The 18,603-nt window shown below is 40.8% G+C and carries 18 protein-coding genes and 1 rRNA gene; all 19 read right to left on the bottom strand.

What is annotated here, in order from left to right:
* Positions 1-120: ribosomal RNA gene (locus LM917_RS00005) — 16S ribosomal RNA — on the bottom strand; the annotation flags it as partial.
* Between the two features lie 629 nt (positions 121-749).
* On the bottom strand, positions 750-1,574 hold the full coding sequence (locus LM917_RS00010) for an alpha/beta hydrolase family protein (RefSeq protein WP_232695345.1): 825 nt from the start codon (positions 1,572-1,574) through the stop codon (positions 750-752).
* Between the two features lie 249 nt (positions 1,575-1,823).
* Entirely contained in the window at positions 1,824-3,380 is a 1,557-nt protein-coding gene (locus tag LM917_RS00015; protein ID WP_232695346.1) for a S41 family peptidase, read from the bottom strand.
* The gene (locus LM917_RS00020) at positions 3,367-5,457 is read right to left on the bottom strand and encodes an S-layer homology domain-containing protein (RefSeq protein WP_232695347.1); all 2,091 of its coding nucleotides are present in this window, start codon (positions 5,455-5,457) and stop codon (positions 3,367-3,369) included. Before LM917_RS00020 ends, LM917_RS00015 begins: the two co-directional genes overlap by 14 nt.
* On the bottom strand, positions 5,429-5,923 hold the full coding sequence (locus LM917_RS00025; RefSeq protein ID WP_232695348.1) for a C4-type zinc ribbon domain-containing protein: 495 nt from the start codon (positions 5,921-5,923) through the stop codon (positions 5,429-5,431). The genes LM917_RS00020 and LM917_RS00025 overlap by 29 nt, the downstream gene beginning before the upstream one ends.
* Positions 5,924-5,953: 30 nt before the next feature.
* Positions 5,954-7,069: a Nif3-like dinuclear metal center hexameric protein gene (locus tag LM917_RS00030; RefSeq protein ID WP_232695349.1), complete on the bottom strand. Its 1,116-nt coding sequence runs from the start codon at positions 7,067-7,069 to the stop codon at positions 5,954-5,956.
* Positions 7,036-7,779, bottom strand: coding sequence for a tRNA (adenine(22)-N(1))-methyltransferase (locus LM917_RS00035; protein ID WP_232695350.1), 744 nt, complete (start codon positions 7,777-7,779; stop codon positions 7,036-7,038). The genes LM917_RS00030 and LM917_RS00035 overlap by 34 nt, the downstream gene beginning before the upstream one ends.
* A 243-nt stretch (positions 7,780-8,022) precedes the next feature.
* Entirely contained in the window at positions 8,023-9,162 is a 1,140-nt protein-coding gene (locus tag LM917_RS00040) for an acyl-CoA dehydrogenase family protein (RefSeq protein WP_232695351.1), read from the bottom strand.
* Positions 9,163-9,335: 173 nt separating this feature from the next.
* A complete protein-coding gene (locus tag LM917_RS00045; protein WP_232695352.1) occupies positions 9,336-10,178 on the bottom strand; it encodes a hypothetical protein in 843 nt (280 codons plus the stop codon).
* A 234-nt stretch (positions 10,179-10,412) separates the two neighbouring features.
* Positions 10,413-11,540: an RNA polymerase sigma factor RpoD gene (gene rpoD / locus LM917_RS00050; RefSeq protein WP_232695353.1), complete on the bottom strand. Its 1,128-nt coding sequence runs from the start codon at positions 11,538-11,540 to the stop codon at positions 10,413-10,415.
* A 37-nt stretch (positions 11,541-11,577) separates the two neighbouring features.
* A complete protein-coding gene (gene dnaG, locus LM917_RS00055) occupies positions 11,578-13,422 on the bottom strand; it encodes a DNA primase (RefSeq protein WP_232695354.1) in 1,845 nt (614 codons plus the stop codon).
* Between the two features lie 104 nt (positions 13,423-13,526).
* On the bottom strand, positions 13,527-14,354 hold the full coding sequence (locus LM917_RS00060; RefSeq protein ID WP_232695355.1) for a pyruvate, water dikinase regulatory protein: 828 nt from the start codon (positions 14,352-14,354) through the stop codon (positions 13,527-13,529).
* Between the two features lie 11 nt (positions 14,355-14,365).
* A complete protein-coding gene (gene ccpN, locus LM917_RS00065; protein WP_232695943.1) occupies positions 14,366-15,010 on the bottom strand; it encodes a transcriptional regulator CcpN in 645 nt (214 codons plus the stop codon).
* 197 nt (positions 15,011-15,207) lie between these two features.
* On the bottom strand, positions 15,208-15,981 hold the full coding sequence (gene recO / locus LM917_RS00070) for a DNA repair protein RecO (RefSeq protein ID WP_232695356.1): 774 nt from the start codon (positions 15,979-15,981) through the stop codon (positions 15,208-15,210).
* Positions 15,972-16,130, bottom strand: a complete 159-nt coding sequence (locus LM917_RS00075) for a YqzL family protein (RefSeq protein WP_232695357.1) — start codon at positions 16,128-16,130, stop codon at positions 15,972-15,974. Before LM917_RS00075 ends, recO begins: the two co-directional genes overlap by 10 nt.
* Before the next feature lie 116 nt (positions 16,131-16,246).
* Positions 16,247-17,173 (bottom strand): GTPase Era, encoded by a 927-nt coding sequence (gene era / locus LM917_RS00080; RefSeq protein ID WP_232695358.1) that lies wholly within the window; start codon positions 17,171-17,173, stop codon positions 16,247-16,249.
* Positions 17,166-17,564 (bottom strand): cytidine deaminase, encoded by a 399-nt coding sequence (locus LM917_RS00085; RefSeq protein ID WP_232695359.1) that lies wholly within the window; start codon positions 17,562-17,564, stop codon positions 17,166-17,168. The genes era and LM917_RS00085 overlap by 8 nt, the downstream gene beginning before the upstream one ends.
* A gap of 153 nt (positions 17,565-17,717) precedes the next feature.
* Complete coding sequence (locus LM917_RS00090) at positions 17,718-18,110, bottom strand: diacylglycerol kinase family protein (RefSeq protein WP_232695360.1); 393 nt, start codon at positions 18,108-18,110, stop codon at positions 17,718-17,720.
* A gap of 13 nt (positions 18,111-18,123) precedes the next feature.
* On the bottom strand, positions 18,124-18,603 hold the full coding sequence (gene ybeY / locus LM917_RS00095) for an rRNA maturation RNase YbeY (protein ID WP_232695361.1): 480 nt from the start codon (positions 18,601-18,603) through the stop codon (positions 18,124-18,126).

Here is an 18,603-nt window from a genome sequence, read left to right on the forward strand (position 1 = left end):
CAGGTTGCCTACGTGTTACTCACCCGTCCGCCGCTAGGAACTAAAAGTTCCTCGCTCGACTTGCATGTATTAGGCACGCCGCCAGCGTTCGTCCTGAGCCAGGATCAAACTCTCCAATAAAATTGGTGCTGGCTAATTCTTAAAACTTGCATACATGGTGTATTCTATCTGATTTTCAAGGTACAAACTTCACTTCACCGCAGTCAACAAGTTCAGCGGCGACGTTTATAAATATATCACATCACTTTTCGGATTGCAATACCTTTTTTAAATTTAACTAAAAATAAATTGCAATCTTAACGCATCACTTCCAAACTACTATATGCTCAAAATGTATCATTCATACTAAAAGATTTTAGAGATCCACCTTGCTATAGATCATCTCTGAAATAAATAGACTTGCCCATTATCAAGCCATCTTTTGGATTCATACTCTTCCTCATATTACTAAGAAAGAATGTTTCTATTTCACAGCATGATGTAACTATACTTGTTACTTACTCACTATGACGATTATTGTTTAGAACGATTCGAGTTAAATTATCGTTTACCTTGACTAAACAAAACGGTCATGACCGTTTTGTTTGACCGCAAGCGGTCACATCCAATTTTATAAAAAACGTCGAGACGTTTTTTACAGAAAAAAGCCACTTCAACTCCTCAAAAAAAGGATGACTTCAATTCGTCACCCCATCCTGTTACATCTTTAATTATCCAGCTTTGTTTGAATATGCTTCCTTTGTAGGTATTTAAATAGATTGCGAGTAATCTTCGTCAAAATGGCCCGCTTGTCGCATATACCGCACACCTGTTAACCAATCCAAAGTTGCTGTAAATAATTTTTCTCTCCCTTTTATGCTTGAGAATGTATGGTCTCCACCAGTTATTACTTCCTTATCAATTCTGCCTTTTTTCCTTGTTCGAAATGCATAGTCATAATGAAAGCAATATTCAACAGGAATATCCTGATCGGCAGTTCCGTGAACAACGAGTACATCCTGGGTAACAGAGATCGCTTCCTTCAATGGTTGATACTGTTGTAAGGAATGAAAAAAGCTTGGAATAAATTCATACCCCATATGATCCATATTGCCTGTCTGAATCAGGTCAGAATAACTATGCGATCCCACGATTCGTACTAAATCTTTATACGGATGGGCAACGGGAGCCCACATGATCAATTTATGGATATCTGGCATTTGCTTAGAAATAATCAAAGCAACAGCACCACCTAAACTATGTCCTAGTAGTGAAATTTGTTTGGGATCAATCTCTGTGAGAGATGAGGCATATTTGATTGCTGACCGTGTTTGCGAAAGGATCTGATCGAGACCGCCTTTCCCATACTCTCCGCTACTTTCACCACATCCCGCATAATCAAAGCGAAGAACAGCGTATCCTTTCTGTACAAAAAGAGATGAAGCTTCCACAAATAGTCGATTTACGCCTGTTTTAGAACCAATAAATCCATGGCAGATGATAACAAGGGGAAGTCTTTGATTAGAGTCTTTAGGAAATTGAAGCACTGCAGCTAATTTTTCTTGTTCCCATGGGATCGTTATATGTTGCAACATAATTTTCTCTCCTTACCTATTTAAATGTATCTGATTATTAGAAAAAGCCAGGAGCTTTAATTTCGTCTATAAAGATAGTGTCACCACATGCTTGATTTACCCATTTTATCTCTCGATGTCGGCTTTAAAACGGCTTATGTTCTATACCCTTGAGTTTAATACCTATTATTCCTACCTGTCAAGTATGAATTAAACATATAAAAGATGCCTTCAACCCTGAAAATTGAAAGCAGCCTTTATTTAAACACCCTATTTTATTTTTTGACTTACAATGACAATTTGATCTTGATCCTTTTTCCAACTAACAGACATGTCTGCCGTATTTGTGGCTACCAACGGTACATATTCAGTAGCAACCTTATTTTTAGGTTTTTGCAACAGACTATCAAGCAGTTCACTTCGTATCTGCATACCATTAGTTGTTTGCGTCACAATTGGTTTAGGGGTAAAGAACGGTACGCCGTTTACAACAACTTCCCCTGCACTAATCTGCTTAATCTCTATTCTTTTTTCACCCATAGAATACAAGGCGTCTACCACTTGACCTATTACATCATTTGAAATAATGTCTGGCGTGAGGCCAATTTCATTTACCTTCTGTTTTTTCGGTGTTAAATACTCATGTAAGGTTACTTTTAGAGCTGAATCACCTGTAACCAATGGCAAGATATTTTGTGCGACTCCCTTGCCGTACGAAGTAGTTCCCACTAATTTAGCAACCTGATTATCACGCAATGCACCTGCTAACATCTCAGAAGCTGATGCAGTTTGATCATTAATTAAAATCCGTACCGGATAACTGACCGGACGACCATTACGTATCCAAGTTGCAACTTCTACATCATTACGGTTCGTTGTATACATGAGGATGCCCTCTTCCATAAACAAGCTGGCAATCTCCTGTGCTGAAAACAAATATCCACCACCATTATTACGTAAATCAATCAAGAGACCAGACAACTTTTTGCCACTGTTCTCCAGCTTATCAAGCTCTTCCTTAAACTGATAACTCGCTTCTGAACCAAATGTCTCTAACTGAATGTAACCAAAAGTACCAGCAGATGATTGGAATTTGTGACCGTTTGCCTCTCTGCTGATAATTTTTGCTCTTTTTAATTTGTACTCTACTTGTTTATTTAAGGAAGGTTTAAAAACCGTGAGAACTGCCTCTGATCCTTCCTCTCCTCGTAACAAGTTATTAAATTCTTCTAAATGTACCTCTGTATCGACAGCAATCTTCTTCTGATCGATGGCAATTAATCTGTCACCTGGAACTAGTCCTGCGTTTGCCGCAGGTGAATTTTTCAAAACACCACGAATAACAACACCCTCATCAGAAATATTCAAGAGAATACCAAAGCCCACAAAAGTGTTGTCTACACTGTTCTGAAAATCTATAAAATCTTGCAGAGTAAAATAATTGGTATAAGGATCGTTAACAGTTTCCACCATACCCACTATTCCGTAATAATTGATATCTTTCCAGTTTAGCTTGTAGCTTTTTTGCCACTCGGATAATTGTTCGACCATTTCTTCTAGCGTATCGTCATCCTTATCCACTGGTAAGGTTATTCGTTTCTCCTCTAGCACAAAATCACTTACCTCTTGCAAGGCACCCTTAACCAACATCTGTTCTGTTGGTCTTTTCAAATGGTTCTCTTGCAAGATGTAATAAACCTGTTGCAATTCGATCATTGGATCTTGTTGCCAAGCTGCCTGCTCCTGCGCATATACTACGTGCGCTGGAACACCGGTTACGAGTAGAAAGAGAGCAAGAAGTAGGCTGATCAGTTTATTTGCTTTCATGCTTCTCTACAGCTCCTTTCGTCACCTCTTCTGGAATGACGAGATTGAAATCCTTTGAATAATCGTAGGATTCATCACCATTCATCTCTATGATCTCACCATTGTCATATACCTCGGTGATTTCCCATGATTTGCGAATGAGCTGATTAGATTTTGTATCGATATAATATTTCGTCACATAGGTTGGTACATATAGCAGCTTCTTGTCTTTCAATGTAAGTTTTTTTGCATATTGATCCAATTGTGAGGAATCAAACCATTCTGTGATGATGTGATAAGAACCGAAGCTCTGTTGCATATAGCGTGCCTTTAATTTCTCTCTTCGTGTCTCAATGGACATTCCATTGATTGCCTCATGCAAATATTCTAGTTGATTAGAATCTGCTCTCTTTTCTTTCTTCCATTTTCGCTCTTCATTATCCCAGATATAATCGATACCTTCTGAATAGTCACGATAGGCTTCCATTTTATTTAGGACAGCTTTATCATACGCCTGAAAAATCCCCTTTGTATGCGTAACACGCGATTCGCCATCCAGTTGTTCTGTTACGTTAAACAGAGAGCCAGAAAAGTTCATTTCAGTTTGTACGATCAAATCTTCAATCTGATCCATCTGTTCAAAGGATTTAACTAACACAGAAGCGTAAGAATTTTGCCTGATGGGTGATAGGATATCAAGCTGAGTCTCTGCATGCTGAAAATACTGGCTGTACTGTTTCGTGGTATCTGCTTTTTTCGCCTGATCCAATAGTTTCACAGCCTCTTTATATCGATCTGCCTTCAATAAATAATAAATACCGTTCTTGACAGCAATTAAATCATCTACTCTGACTACATACCTGTCGATTGCCTGATCATTCTTACCCAGATAAATTTCAAATGCCGCGGTGTAAATACCTAGTTTTTTCCATTCATCAGAACCTTTGACCAGCTTTTCTTCGTAACCATTCAATTCCTTATAAGCCTTCTCAAACAGATCAAGTTTATCTGCTTGAATGGCGTATTGGCCGATGTCGTATACATTCGCTAACAGATACTCAAAGGAGGCGGCATCATGCTCAGACTTGGCAAGATAAGCATCAATTGCTAAGAAAGCCTGTTTCAGATTCTCTTCGATTTCATTAAAATAGTTCCAACTCTTGTAGTAATGAACACCTACTTGATTAGGAAAGTCATCTGAGAGCTTCTCTAATGCTTCAAAAGTTGTTTCATCTTCCGTATAATCTTTGAGTGCTTTTACTACATCCATGTAAATCTTGTCTTGTTCGGTCGGACTCGCATAATCTGCAAACAGAGGGTACCCATCATCGTGTACAGGTAAAAGTGGATAAAGAGATCTTCGCTCATCCATAAGAGGCAAGATTTGCTGGGTCTCCAGTTCATCTTGTACCTGATTGAGTAACACTGCTGCTTCTGCACGGGTAAGAATTCCATTACTGCTTTTCAGCAGTTTTTCCCATTCAGGTTTATTATGTAATGTAGGAACAGCGAAAACGGATAAGACTTTAGCCGCTTCCTCCTGGGTAATGGGTTTATTCGGATAGAATTCGTCACCAGGGAAGAGTTGAGACAAAGTTCTTGGACCTGACAACCGTTCATGATAGGCATAAACCTTCAATATTCCCGGATACATCCAGGTCATGTAGTCTACATCCTTATACGGTAGGTAAGGCTGATTCATGCCTTCACCGCGTCCTAGTATATCACTTTCTCCACGCAACACTAACGGAAACAGTTCAAAATCGTTATAAGCGATAAAATTGCTGGTTAATGTAAAAAATTCCGCTCGGGTTATCGGTCGATCAGGATAAAACTGCTTGATCGCTTTCGATGATTCAGCAAAAAAACCTCTGTCGAATGCCTTTTGGATCGACTCTTTATAGGGGTGATTCACAATATCTAAATAAGGCAAACTTACTACAGGATTAGCCTTTCCAGGAAAAGCTCCTGACAGTCCTCCTGGCACCGCAGCTTGAACAGGTTCCATTACAACTCCAGTTGCAATTACACCTGCCATCGCTAGCGGTATCCATTTCGTTACGCTTGGCTTATACGAGGATTCTCTCGCATTCGTCACAATATACTAGCCCCTTCCCCCTCCGCCATCGCTCATAATTGCTAAGCGAGAGCGGCATGAAACAGCCCATGCAGGACTTATTTTTCACTTCTACTATAGGATTTTTCTTCGTTTCAGCTACTTTTTCATAGGCGGTAAGCACGTCTTTGTCCAAATTGATCTTGCCTGCCTCAATATCCAGTTTCTTATAAGTTATAGATTGCTCCAAGGAAAATTTACGTTCCAATAATTCATGCTGGATACGCTCGAACTCCTTATTAGCCATCCATAACTCTTGTTCAGCTAAAAGCTTCGAGATTTGTTCCTCTTCTGTTGAGATAGGCATGGCGGCTATCTTTTGTTTCAGTTGAACAATCTGTTGTTGTTTTGATTGTTCCTGTTCAAGAACCGCCAACAATTCTGCCTCTTCTTTCTCTACACTTACTTGTAACTGATGCCACTTGTATACTTCACGCGTTGAAGACATTTCAATTCCCCTCCGTCATACATGGCTCTCTTATTGATAGTGAAACGGATCGGTATGAATAGCGGAAGCAACAACTTCTGTCTCATATTTCTCTTCTGCTAGACGCTTTTTAAGGTATTCAGCCAGTTTCCGCTTCATAATTTTCTCTATGTTGTGCCCTGCATCGATTACGGACAAGCCTTCCACTAGTGCATCATGCGCTTCGTGGTAACCAACATCACCCGTAATCATTACATCTGCTCCACGGAATGCCGCTTTCATTAGATACGAACCACCGCTTCCGCCTAGAACAGCAACTTTTTTGATCGGCCTATCTAAGGGACCAACCACTCTGACTGCTTGTAAACCCCACTTTTCCTTAAGAGAATCAGCAAGTTCTGTTAACGTCATCGGAACTGGTAGGTGACCAATTCTACCTAGGCCAAGAGGCACAGGAGGCAAATCAAGCGGATAGATATCATAAGCTACTTCTTCATAGGGATGAGCCTCTTTCATGGCACGTACGACACTATTTTGAATGGAAGCTGGGATGACAGTTTCTATACGTACCTCACTTGCTTCTGCCATTTTTCCTTGTTCTCCAAGAAATGGAGTAGATCCAACCAGAGGTAAAAAAGTTCCTGTCCCATTCACTTGAAAGCTACAGTGACTGTAATTGCCAATATGACCAGCACCTGCTCTCGCCATCGCTCCAAAAACCTGTTCTTTGTGTGTGCTCGGCACAAAAACTACAAGCTTTTTCAACGGGTCCGAAGAAGTAACATCCAGAATTTGCGGTTGAACCAATTCCAGATCTTCGGCAAGCCAATCATTAAGACCACCATCTGCAACATCCAGATTGGTATGTGTGCTATATACAGCAATATCATGAGCAAGTAATTTAGCGAGTAATTTTCCAGCAGGGAGATCGGTTCGCAAATGTTTTAATGGGCGAAAGATTACAGGGTGGTGAGCAATAATTAGATTAACTCCTAATGAAATAGCCTCATCGACGACCTCTTCCGTCACATCAAGTGCGGTCATTACTTTTTCCACTGGTTTTTGCAAACTACCTACTTGCAATCCAACCTTGTCCCACTCCATGGCAAGAGATTTCGGTGCCAATCGTTCTACTACTTGTATGATGCTTTGTCCGTTTGCAAGCATGTCAAAACCCCCTTAATCCAAGTGATTTTTCCGTCTATTTCTGACAGCTTTTCACGAGTCTCTTCTCGTGTGGACTGTTGCATTCTTTCTTTGATTTTTACCCATTTATCCAACTCATTGATCCACTTCTTTTGCATAATGGCAGATTTTTTTTGTAGTAAAAAAGGACCTATCTGCATTAGTTCGTCTCTACTCCACCTATCTGATTGGTAAGGTGATTCCGGATTTCCAGGTTCAGCAACAATGATCTCGTAAATGATGCCATCCTCTTCAAGAATTTCCTCTGCAACAAGTTGAAAACCGTGGTCATATAGCCATCTTCTCAGCGAGTCTTCACCAACATTTGGTTGTAAAATAAGACGTTTCACCTTACCTAGCTTCGTAATACCATTGTTCAAAATGGAAGCAATCAACTGACCTCCCATACCCGCTATGCAAATTACTTCTGCCTCATTTGGCTCTAAAACGGCTAGACCATCTCCTTTACGTACAGAGGCATGGTCTTTGGCAGTTAACGAGGCAATTTGTCTTACTGCTGCTTGATATGGCCCTTCATTTAGTTCCCCAGCAATAACAAAACGAGCCTCATGCTTGACCAATAAATAAGAAGCCAGTAGCGCGTGGTCAGAACCGATATCAGCAATGATAGCGTCTTGTGGGCAATAGGATGCAATTGTTTGTAATCGTTTTGAAATCTGTATTTGAGTCATGTAGATACCTCCAGTTTTACTATTTTACCTCAACCAGAACAAAAACACATGTATATCTGGATAGATAACATTAAAAGTCTGGAAATATCTGTAGTGCTTCTAATTAATACGTACTTCTGGCATGATCTGTTACACATTTTTAACGTCAATATGTGACATTTCATGCGGTTGATATCTATCAAAAAATAAATCCCGGGCATAATCACCCGGGGAGACCATTTTCTACAATCCTTATTTCTAAAGTTAACAACCGATCTGCCTAGCGATTACCATCCGCAATATTTCTGACGTGCCTTCCCCAATCTCCAGTAAGCGCGCATCACGGAAAATTCGTTCCACTTCATAATCACGCATATACCCGTAGCCACCATGAATTTGGATCGCTTGATGAGCAGCTGACATTGCAATTTCAGAAGCGTACAATTTAGCCATAGCTGCTTCCTTGGTAAAAGGACGCCCTTGATCCTTAAGCCAGGCTGCCTTATAAACCATATTGCGTGCCAGTTCAATCTGCATCGCCATGTCGGCCAATTTTTGTTGAATGAGTTGGAAGGTTGAAAGGGTAGAACCAAATGCTTTTCTCTCCTTCGCGTACTGCAAGGCACGATCATAAGCGGCTTGTGCCATTCCAACTGCCATGGCTCCTATTCCAATCCTGCCTCCATCTAGCGTAATCAAAAATTGTTTGTATCCTTCTCCCTCTTTACCAAGCATATTTTCTACAGGAACCTCTAATCCGTCAAAAATAATCTCTGTCGTATTCGAAGCATGAAGCCCTAATTTTTCGTATTTATCCAAAACTTGAATGCCTTTTACACCAGTAGGCACAATAATCGCCGTAATTCCTTTTGTTCCTTTGGATTTATCTGTTACTGCCGTTAAAGCGAGAAATTTAGCATAAGATGCATTTGTAATGAAACACTTCGAACCTGAAATAACGTAATTACCATCTTGAATATGCGCTTGTGTACGTGTTCCACCAGCATCAGATCCAGCACCAGGCTCTGTCAAACCAAATGCTCCCATGCTTTCACCTGAACAAATTTGAGACAAATAGGTTCTCTTCTGCTCTTTTGTTCCATACATGTTAATGGGTGCTCCTCCAAGCGAAATATGAGCGGAGTACGTAATACCTGTTGAGGCACACGCTCTACTCAATTCTTCTACAACAATGGCAAAACTGATTGTGTCTGCACCTGCTCCTCCATACTCCTCAGAAAAAGGAAGCCCCATCAATTCGAGATCTGATAGTTTTTTAAAAACATCATGCGGAAATACTTTTTCTTTGTCCCGTTTATCCGCGCCAGGAGCCACCTCTTCTTGTGAAAATTCTCGGATCATTTTTTGAAGCATGGCTTGATCTTGGGTTAAATCATAATGCACATCTATCTCTCCCTTCACACAAACAAGCTACCACACTTGGTGTACGTTACCATTCTAATCCGACTGAGCGTTTGTTCAGAATATATCTACTATTATTATAATACATTATTTTACTTCTTGGGTAGAAAAAAACAGTTCATGACAAGTAGTATGAGAGAAAAAAATAGCTCCGTCTAGTGACGAAGCCATACAATCCAGTATGAACGAGTAAAAAACACAAGGATCGATACGAGTATTACTTTTGCAAACAAAAATATCTGAATGGATTCTACGTTAGCTAAAGGAAACTGCAAGGCCGTAATCTCCGCTCCGAAAAAGTAAAGAACTCCACTAGTGGCTAAGGCAAATGCTACATGCTGATTACGCTCTTGGAACAAGAATCCTAAACCAGTCATCAATATCGCCAAAGGTACCCAATACAATTGAACATTAGCCCAACTAAACAGATACCCCATTCTCGTAAGCATAGCCTCTCCGTACAAAATACCGATTCCCACCAAACTGATAATCATGAGATATCTTGATCGGAATATCCAGCCGTTGCATACACCAAATACACCGACGAGACAGCCTAACAGAAAAATAAAATCTTGATTTTCAGGGTTTTGATTGGCGAAGAAAAGTAAAGCAATAGATGGAATTAATAAGCTAAGCAATAAAAAAACATGTGATAAGAGCAGTTTTCTTGTCCTGAAAATAAAAGTCAATATATAGGAGAATAACCAAAATAAAGCAATGATGGCTATTTGCATTGGTAATTGAAAAGCGTTAAAATGAGAAGCAAGTAAAACCATGAAAGCCATTACAATCCCAGTTAGGAGGATCATTCCAAAGGTTTTTATGTTCGATTCTCCCTGCTTTCTTGGGTCTGCTTTATTTTGATCCTTGCCTTTTTTTGCATGTTCTCCCTCGGTATATAAATTTAACAGAAAAATGCAATAATGCTCTGGCAATAGATTATTTTTACGCCATTGCTCAATTTCAGATACAATAATTTGCTTTCGTTTTTCATCCAAAACAAGGTGCCCCCTATTGCTAAATTGGTTATGACTTTTTAACTGCATCAGAAAGTATGAACTTCGAAGGGTTATTTCCTGGTACGCATGAAAAACTTCCGCTAATGAAGAACCAGCTTCTTTGAAAGGACTTCGATAAAAGTTTTTCTTAAGAGCCACTCAACAAAAAAAAAGAAAAGCCTACGCAGCAGCTAACAGCAGAACGTAGGCGAATATGTTCTATTTATTTATCGGCTATTCTAGGAAATCTTTTAAACGTTTACTACGGGACGGATGGCGCAATTTACGTAGTGCTTTCGCCTCAATTTGACGAATACGTTCACGAGTTACACCAAACACTTTTCCTACTTCTTCTAGCGTACGGGTACGTCCGTCGTCTAGTCCGAAGCGAAGGCGCAGTACGTTTTCTTCACGATCAGTTAATGTATCAAGTACATCTTCTAATTGTTCTTTTAATAATTCATAGGCAGCTGCATCTGATGGAGCTAAAGCCTCTTGATCCTCAATAAAATCTCCTAAATGAGAATCATCTTCTTCCCCGATTGGGGTCTCAAGTGATACTGGCTCTTGTGCGATTTTCATAATTTCACGCACTTTTTCTGGAGTCAGGTCCATTTTTTCAGCAATTTCTTCTGGAGATGGTTCGCGTCCCAATTCTTGTAGCAATTGACGGGAAACACGAATCAATTTATTAATTGTCTCAACCATGTGGACAGGAATACGAATTGTTCTAGCCTGATCGGCAATGGCACGAGTTATTGCTTGGCGAATCCACCAAGTAGCATACGTACTGAATTTATAACCCTTTTGATAGTCGAACTTTTCAACAGCCTTAATCAGACCCATGTTCCCTTCTTGAATCAAGTCAAGGAACAGCATTCCACGTCCTACATAACGTTTAGCTATACTAACTACTAGACGCAGGTTCGCTTCAGCAAGTCGACGTTTTGCTTCTTCATCCCCTTGCTCAATACGTTGTGCAAGCTTAATCTCTTCTTCAGCAGAAAGGAGGGGTACTCGACCGATCTCTTTTAGATACATACGAACGGGATCATTAATCTTGATACCCGGCGGTACAGAAAGATCATCGTATTCAAATTCTTCCTGTTCCTCATCTTTAATCATCATCGTGTCTGGTTCTTCGTCTTCCTCATTCTCATTATTGCTCACTTCAATTCCTTGATCTCCCAAGAATTCAAAAAACTCATCCATTTGATCTGAATCCTGATCAAAATTAGACAGACGATCCATGATCTCTTTGTACGTAAGGCTTCCCCGCTTTTTACCCAGTTCCACCAATTGTTCTTTTACCTGATCAACAGACAATTGTTCCATGTCTGATGTTATATTTTGCTTGTTCACCTTAATTTCCCTCCTTCCTCGGGAATGATGCAGATGACTACCCATCCTTTAAAGCATTTTCCAATTGAGCGATCTTCATCCCTATTAAAGCTGCTTCAATAACCAACTGTTTGCGACGTTCTTCGTCTTCCGAACCCGTAGCTTGCAAATTCAATTGTTTTTGTTCATCACGCAGGGCAATAAGCTCTGCACGAATGGGGTAGTTGTTTACTTGCTTGATGAAATCCTCAATTTCTTTATCAGATACATCTTCTTTGCATTGCATCATGGCCAATCCCGAGGCTAATTGCTTGCACTTTTCATCTTCAACGTAGTGTATAAAGGCTCCAGGGTCTGGCTGACGCCCTTCAGCGTAATACGCGTACAAATATGCAGCTAAAGCACTATGTTCATCCACTTGAAAATCAACGTTACATTCTTGTTGCACACGCCAGGCTATCTCAGGATTTCTCATTATATAGTACAACAGCATTCGTTCTGCCATTTCATGTGCAGGAGCTTTCGCAACCGCAGATTTGCCATTATTTATACTATTATTCCTTCTGGTTGTATCTTTATCCCTTTGATTACTTAATTTTTGCTGTTTGAATAGCTTTTTTGCTTCCAATTTAACAGCCTCAAGGGACAAACCATACTCTTCTGCTAGCTGTCGCTCGTACATGTCACGTTCAATGGCATTCGGTAGAGAAACAATAAACGAGAGTGCCTGTTTTACATATTCAGCTTTGTCCGCTTCATCTTGTATTACGATTTTACTACGTAAATGTTTCAATTGGAATGAAGTTATTGGCATGGCTTGCAGCAATACCTGTTGGGAAAATTGCTCTGCACCAAACTGCCTTATATAATCATCAGGGTCCGTACCCTGTGGAAGGGGAGCAATGCGCACCGTACATCCCGTTTTTCGCAACTGTTCGATTGCACGAGATGTAGCCTCCTGACCAGCGGCATCTCCATCATAGCAGAGGATTACCTGATCGGTATTCCGACGTATGATTTGTGCCTGTTGTTCGGTAAAGGCGGTACCAAGCGTAGCGATCCCGTTGGTAATCCCCGCCTGCCAAGCAGCAATCACATCCGCATATCCTTCAAATAGGATAGCTTGATTCCGCTTGCGTATTGAGGGTCTGGCACGATGTAAGTTAAAAATTGTTTTACTTTTGTTAAACAAAAGTGTCTCAGGGCTATTCAGATATTTGGGGTCTGAACCGTCTATTGATCTTCCACCAAACCCGATCACTTCCCCTTGAGAATCATAAATAGGAAAAATCACGCGCTTGCGAAATTTATCAAATATCTTTCCTCTATCATTGGATGACAACAGACCTGCTTCTACCATCAGATCCTGAGGAAAACTTCTCTTCGCTAGCTGTGTTTTTAAAAAATCCCAGGAATCAGGGGCAAAACCGATTTGATATTCATCAATGGTCTTCCGGGTAATTCCTCGATTCTCCAGATAACGAAGGGCTTCAGCTCCATAAGGTGTGGAGGTTAACATGTAATGGTATAGTCTCGCCACAAAGTTACAAGCTTCATACATGGTAGCCTTTGCACTGTGTTGTTTATTTTCTTCCGAAGAAATAGGAACAGGTGGGGTCAGTCCGACCCGGTCGGCTAGCTTATTCAAAGCTTCCGGAAATGTGAATTGTTCCATCTGCATTACAAAAGAAAATACATCTCCACCAGCATTGCATCCAAAGCAATGAAAAAACTGCCGCTCTGCATTCACGTTAAATGAAGGAGTCTTCTCAGAATGAAACGGACAGAGACCCAGATAGGCTCTCCCTCGCTTCTTCAATTGAACATATTCCCCTATCACATCAACAATGTCAACAGATGAACGCACCTGATTGACAAACTCTTCGGGTGTAGATTGAGCCATCGCATTCACCTTATTTCGGGCAATGAGTTTACTTTATTCGTCAAAGTTCGGCAAAATTCCTTCTTTGCTTTTTTAACTTTTTACCAACCAAGTGTAGTCGCTTCTTACAAGCGACCTTTTTGTTGGTTGCGACGAATCATATCCAAAATAATATTTGCTGTTTCTTCGACAGCCTTGTTAGATACATCAATAACAGGGCATCCCACGCGTTTCATGATTTCTTTGGAATAATTTAATTCAGCTTCTATGCGTTCAAATGTCGCATATTGTGCTTGAGCAGTTAATCCCAACGCTTTTAAACGTTCTGTACGAATGCCATTTAACTGTTCCGAATTAATCGTTAACCCAATGCACTTTTCAGCCGGAAGTAAAAAAAGCTCTTCTGGAGGTTCCACTTCAGGAACAAGTGGTACATTAGCAACTTTTAACCGTTTATTGGCAAGATACATGGAAAGCGGCGTCTTGGATGTACGTGAAACTCCAATTAGTACAACATCTGCACGAAGTAAACCACGAGGGTCTCTACCATCATCGTATTTCACTGCAAATTCAATCGCTTCCACTTTTCGGAAATATTCCTCATCCAATTTTCTAACAAGTCCAGGTTTGCCAGATTGCTGTGTAAGTAAAATCTCTTCCATGATGTTGAGTAAAGGTCCTAACACATCTACGATAGGCACCTGTTTTTTGGTTGCCTCTAGTGTAATATAGTTTTTTAACTCAGGAACGACCAAGGTAAACACAATGAGTGCCTTTGCTTCCTTAGCAGAAACCACAACTTCATCAATAGATTCCTTGTCCTCAATATAAGGATACTTGTGGATTTCTATATCTTTCCCACTAAACTGGCTAGCTACTGCACGTACCACGAATTCTGCTGTTTCCCCAATCGAATCAGAGACTACATAAATCAGCTGTGGATTAGAATCCATTTTGTTTCCCCCTACACATTCGTTTCTTTACCTAGTTCCACAAATGCTTTTGCAATAGTTGTCTTGGTAATTCTCCCGAGTAGCTCATAGCCTCCCGCATCCTCTTCGCTATTTCTCACAACGGGCAAAGAATCAATCTGGAAATTAATCAATTTTTGTGCCGCGTCTAACAGAGTGTCCTGCGAGTGACAAGTAACGATGTTCGGCATACGTGTCATGATAATGCTGACAGGAATGCTCTCCAATGCCTTGTTACCCATAGAGGCACGTAACAAATCCTTCCGGGAGACTACGCCTGCCAGATATCCTTTTTGGTTAACAACATACAAAGTTCCTACATCCTCTAAAAACAGTTGCACAATTGCATCGTACACACTGGCTGATTCATGGACAACAATCGGCAAAGCTTTGTAGTCGTTAACCAGCAGTTTGTGCAGGCGCTCAATTATTACTGATGAGGCAGGGCGGCCAGCATAAAAATAACCAACCCGCGGTCTGGCATCAAGATAGCCTGACATTGTTAGGATGGATAAATCAGGTCGTAGCGTAGCCCTGGTAAGGTTTAACCTCTCAGCAATATTCTCACCTGTAATTGGGCCATGGTCTTTTACGATTTGTAAGATCAACTCTTGGCGTTTAGTCAGTTCGATGATAATTCACCACCGGTTCAATAATTACTATCCCTAGTATTACTCTATTTGTTGAGAGATTCCTGCAAAAAGTTATGAAAAAGCTTATTTTCCCTTTTTTCATCCAATCAAGACAGAAAAAAGCCTCCATATTTGGAGGCGGGGAAGTTAAAATATCCCAACTTGTTGCACTATATATGTATTGTCTCATCATATCCATAATACTATTCCTTGTCAAATCCATCTGATAATTGCAGACGTTCCATCTGTTCGAGAAACTTTCTGCTTTTCACATGGAGATCTAAATGTTGATCCATGTATTTATGCATCAAAAAGCGTAATTGATTTCTTGTGCTCTGTTTAACTTCAATTTCGCCCAACCGTTCAATTGGGAAAAGAATAAATAATCGCAACAGTTTCCAAGTAGCAGGCATCACCTGAATGGCATACGGATCGTAATGAACACATTCCGGACACAATAAACCTCCGTCTGTGATGCTGAAAGCATATGGTTCTTTTTCCTGTCCACATGAGCTGCAACCTTCCAAATTGGGTCGAATTCCAGCTACTACTAACATTTTACTCTCAAAAATACGGCAAATAATCTCTGCATCCTTACCTTCATCCACATACTGTAAGGCAAGGGATAAAAGCTGGAACAAGTAAGGATTGGGCTCACGCTCTTCCGTTAAACGATCAAGCAATTCCGCCATGTAAGCCGTATAAGCGGTCTGCATCAGGTCTTGTCTCAAATCCTTAAAGGAATGGATGATATCACCTTGCGTAAGCTCTGGCATTCCTGTACCTGTTCCTTTTTTGCAGAGATAATAGCCATGAGTGAATAATTGAGAAACGGCGGCCAGGCGGCTTCTGGGTTTCTTAGCTCCCCTAGCCATAGTCCCGACCTTACCGTATTCTCGGGTGTAGAGCGTGACTACTTTACTGCTTTCGCCATAGTCAACACTGCGAATTACGATCCCTTCCCACTTTACAAGCATGCCTGCGACTCACCCTGTTCTGAAAGGGAATGAGACAGTGTTCCTTCATCATCAATAAAATTATTTTGCTGATGATGTTCCTTATAAAGAAGGTAAGCATGAATATCACCCGTTGAAGCGAAATAAGACCAAGAAAAGTTGCGAAGCATACGTTCATCATCCTTTCTTATTCGGCCGTCCACTTTCTTTATATAGAATCCACTTTTGTCCCTATTTCTATCCCTTGGAAAAATTGTCACGCATAGAAAATCAATAAGTGTATCCCTTAATTTTCATCATAAAATCCGAAATTACGAAGCATACGTTCCTGATTTCTCCAGTCTTTCTTCACTTTTACCCATACTTCAAGAAAGATTTTTTCGCCTAGCAGTCGCTCCATATCAAAACGGGCACGCTTGGAAATCTCTTTAAGCATCTCGCCACGTTTTCCAATCAAGATTCCCTTTTGAGAATCGCGTTCTACATAGATTGCCGCGTAAATGTAGAGTGTTTTCCCATTCTCGCCACGCTTCATTTCTTCTACAGAGACAGCTATGGAATGGGGGATTTCTTCACGTGTTAAATGAAGAACTTTCTCCCTGATCAGCTCAGCAACAATGAATCTCTCTGGATGATCACTTACCTGATCGGCAGGATAATACATCGGTCCCTCTGGCATAATCTTGTAGATGGTGTCTACCAATGCTGCTGTATTATTTCCTTCCAATGCCGAGATGGGTACGATCTCTTTAAAGTCATGCTGCTTGCGATATTCATCAATAAGCGGTAGCAACGCTTCAGGATGGATTTGATCAATTTTATTAATAACCAAAAATACAGGTGTGTTAACCTTTTTCAGCCGTTCTAAAATATACTCTTCTCCTGCTCCACGCTTTTCTGTCGCATCAATCACAAATAGGACCAGATCAACTTCATTCAGAGTGTTCTCTGCCGTCGTTACCATGTAATCGCCCAGTTTTGACTTAGGCTTGTGAATTCCTGGGGTATCGATAAAGATTAATTGGCCTTTCTCTGATGTATGAACCGCTCTGATTTGATTACGTGTGGTTTGTGGCTTATTGGACATAATGGCAACCTTTTGACCAACTACGTGATTTAATAACGTAGACTTCCCTACATTTGGACGGCCAATGATTGCGACAAACCCTGAACGGAATGGTTGATTATTTTGCTTGTTATTCTGATTAACCAAGAAGATCCTCCTTTGTAAAAGCGCCTGGCAGCAGATCACCTACTGTTGTTACCGTAACATCTCCACACAAGTTAGACAAGATTACTTCCATGTCGGACGGACACATTTCTGCCAATACTTGTCTGCAAGCTCCGCACGGCGGTACTGCTTTAGGCGTATCTGCGACTACTGCGATCGCCTTGTATTTGGTTTTCCCATCGGAATATGCTTTAAACAGTGCTGTTCGTTCTGCACAATTACAAAGCGGATAAGCCGCATTCTCAATGTTACAACCTAGAACAACCGAGCCCTCCTCTGTTAATAGCGCAGCTCCAACAGGGAATTTGGAATAGGGTACATATGCGCGTTCTCTTGCCTCTTTTGCTTTTTCAATTAGCTCGTTATGATTCATACTCTTCTTCCTTTCAATGTCGTCTTACGATTCATTCTCTCAGCTCTTCCTTACCTACCTACATCCCCCAACCGGAACAAATAGTGAAGATGCCAACAAGCCAGATGGGGCCATTCTGCAGGAATGTCCATCTAGCTCATCTTTAACCCAGTTTTACTTACCCGTTCCTACTACCATCGGTGCAAAAATATCGTACAAGGGGGGACCAAAAATAATAATACCAATGGTGACGGCTATAATCACTGCGATAAACACTGCACCTGCAGCCACATCCTTTGCGATTTTGGCTAACGGATGAAAGTCAGGGCTGACCAGATCGACAACAGCCTCAATCGCGGTATTCATCAGTTCTAAGCCCCAGACTAGAGCAATGGTTAGGAGAAGCAGACTAAACTCAAGCCGAGTTACTTGCAGTAGATAAGCAAGTACTACAACAGCTAAAGCAACACCTACATGGATCTGTAAGTTGCGCTGTGTCTTGATTGCATGACGCCATCCCTCGGCAGCATAGCCAAAGCTTCGCCATAACCGTTTTACCTCTTTCACGGTCTTTCTCCCCTTATCTCGTCAAACCTACCTGGGCAAGAATCTCATCCTGACGACCGAACATTTCTTTTTCTTCCTCAGGTGTGCCATGATCATAGCCGATCAGATGTAAAAAGCCATGAACCGTTAAAAAGCCAAGTTCACGCTCAAAGCTATGACCATAATCTTCTGCCTGCTCCATGGTCCGTGGGATCGAAATAATAATGTCACCTAGCATATTCGGATAGTCATCAAAATCATTGTCGTCGATCAAAATCTCCATTTCATCTTCCCCTTCTTCGTTCAGGGCAAATGATAAAACATCTGTTGGACGATCAACTCCACGATAATCACGATTCAATTCGTGGATACGCTCGTTATCCACGAGTGTGACAACCACTTCACCTGTCACATTTTCCAAAGTAGCAGCCATTTCTAAACACTTTTGCATCAATGCTTCATGCTCAGCTGTTATCTGAGTATCTTGTTCATTTAAAATCTCAATTGTTAGCAA

The sequence above is a fragment of the Brevibacillus daliensis genome, assembly GCF_021245735.1.
Classification (GTDB): Bacteria; Bacillota; Bacilli; order Brevibacillales; family Brevibacillaceae; genus Brevibacillus_B; species Brevibacillus_B daliensis.

Excerpts from the sequence above, each read along its gene's own strand:
- recO (WP_232695356.1), bottom strand. The coding sequence starts at position 15,981 with ATGCTTGTAAAGTGGGAAGGGATCGTAATTCGCAGTGTTGACTATGGC.
- LM917_RS00085 (WP_232695359.1), bottom strand. The coding sequence starts at position 17,564 with ATGAATCATAACGAGCTAATTGAAAAAGCAAAAGAGGCAAGAGAACGC.
- LM917_RS00060 (WP_232695355.1), bottom strand. The coding sequence starts at position 14,354 with ATGGATTCTAATCCACAGCTGATTTATGTAGTCTCTGATTCGATTGGG.
- dnaG (WP_232695354.1), bottom strand. The coding sequence starts at position 13,422 with ATGGCTCAATCTACACCCGAAGAGTTTGTCAATCAGGTGCGTTCATCT.
- LM917_RS00010 (WP_232695345.1), bottom strand. The coding sequence starts at position 1,574 with ATGTTGCAACATATAACGATCCCATGGGAACAAGAAAAATTAGCTGCA.
- LM917_RS00015 (WP_232695346.1), bottom strand. The coding sequence starts at position 3,380 with ATGAAAGCAAATAAACTGATCAGCCTACTTCTTGCTCTCTTTCTACTC.
- LM917_RS00075 (WP_232695357.1), bottom strand. The coding sequence starts at position 16,130 with ATGCTTCGCAACTTTTCTTGGTCTTATTTCGCTTCAACGGGTGATATT.
- LM917_RS00025 (WP_232695348.1), bottom strand. The coding sequence starts at position 5,923 with ATGTCTTCAACGCGTGAAGTATACAAGTGGCATCAGTTACAAGTAAGT.
- LM917_RS00030 (WP_232695349.1), bottom strand. The coding sequence starts at position 7,069 with ATGCTTGCAAACGGACAAAGCATCATACAAGTAGTAGAACGATTGGCA.
- LM917_RS00035 (WP_232695350.1), bottom strand. The coding sequence starts at position 7,779 with ATGACTCAAATACAGATTTCAAAACGATTACAAACAATTGCATCCTAT.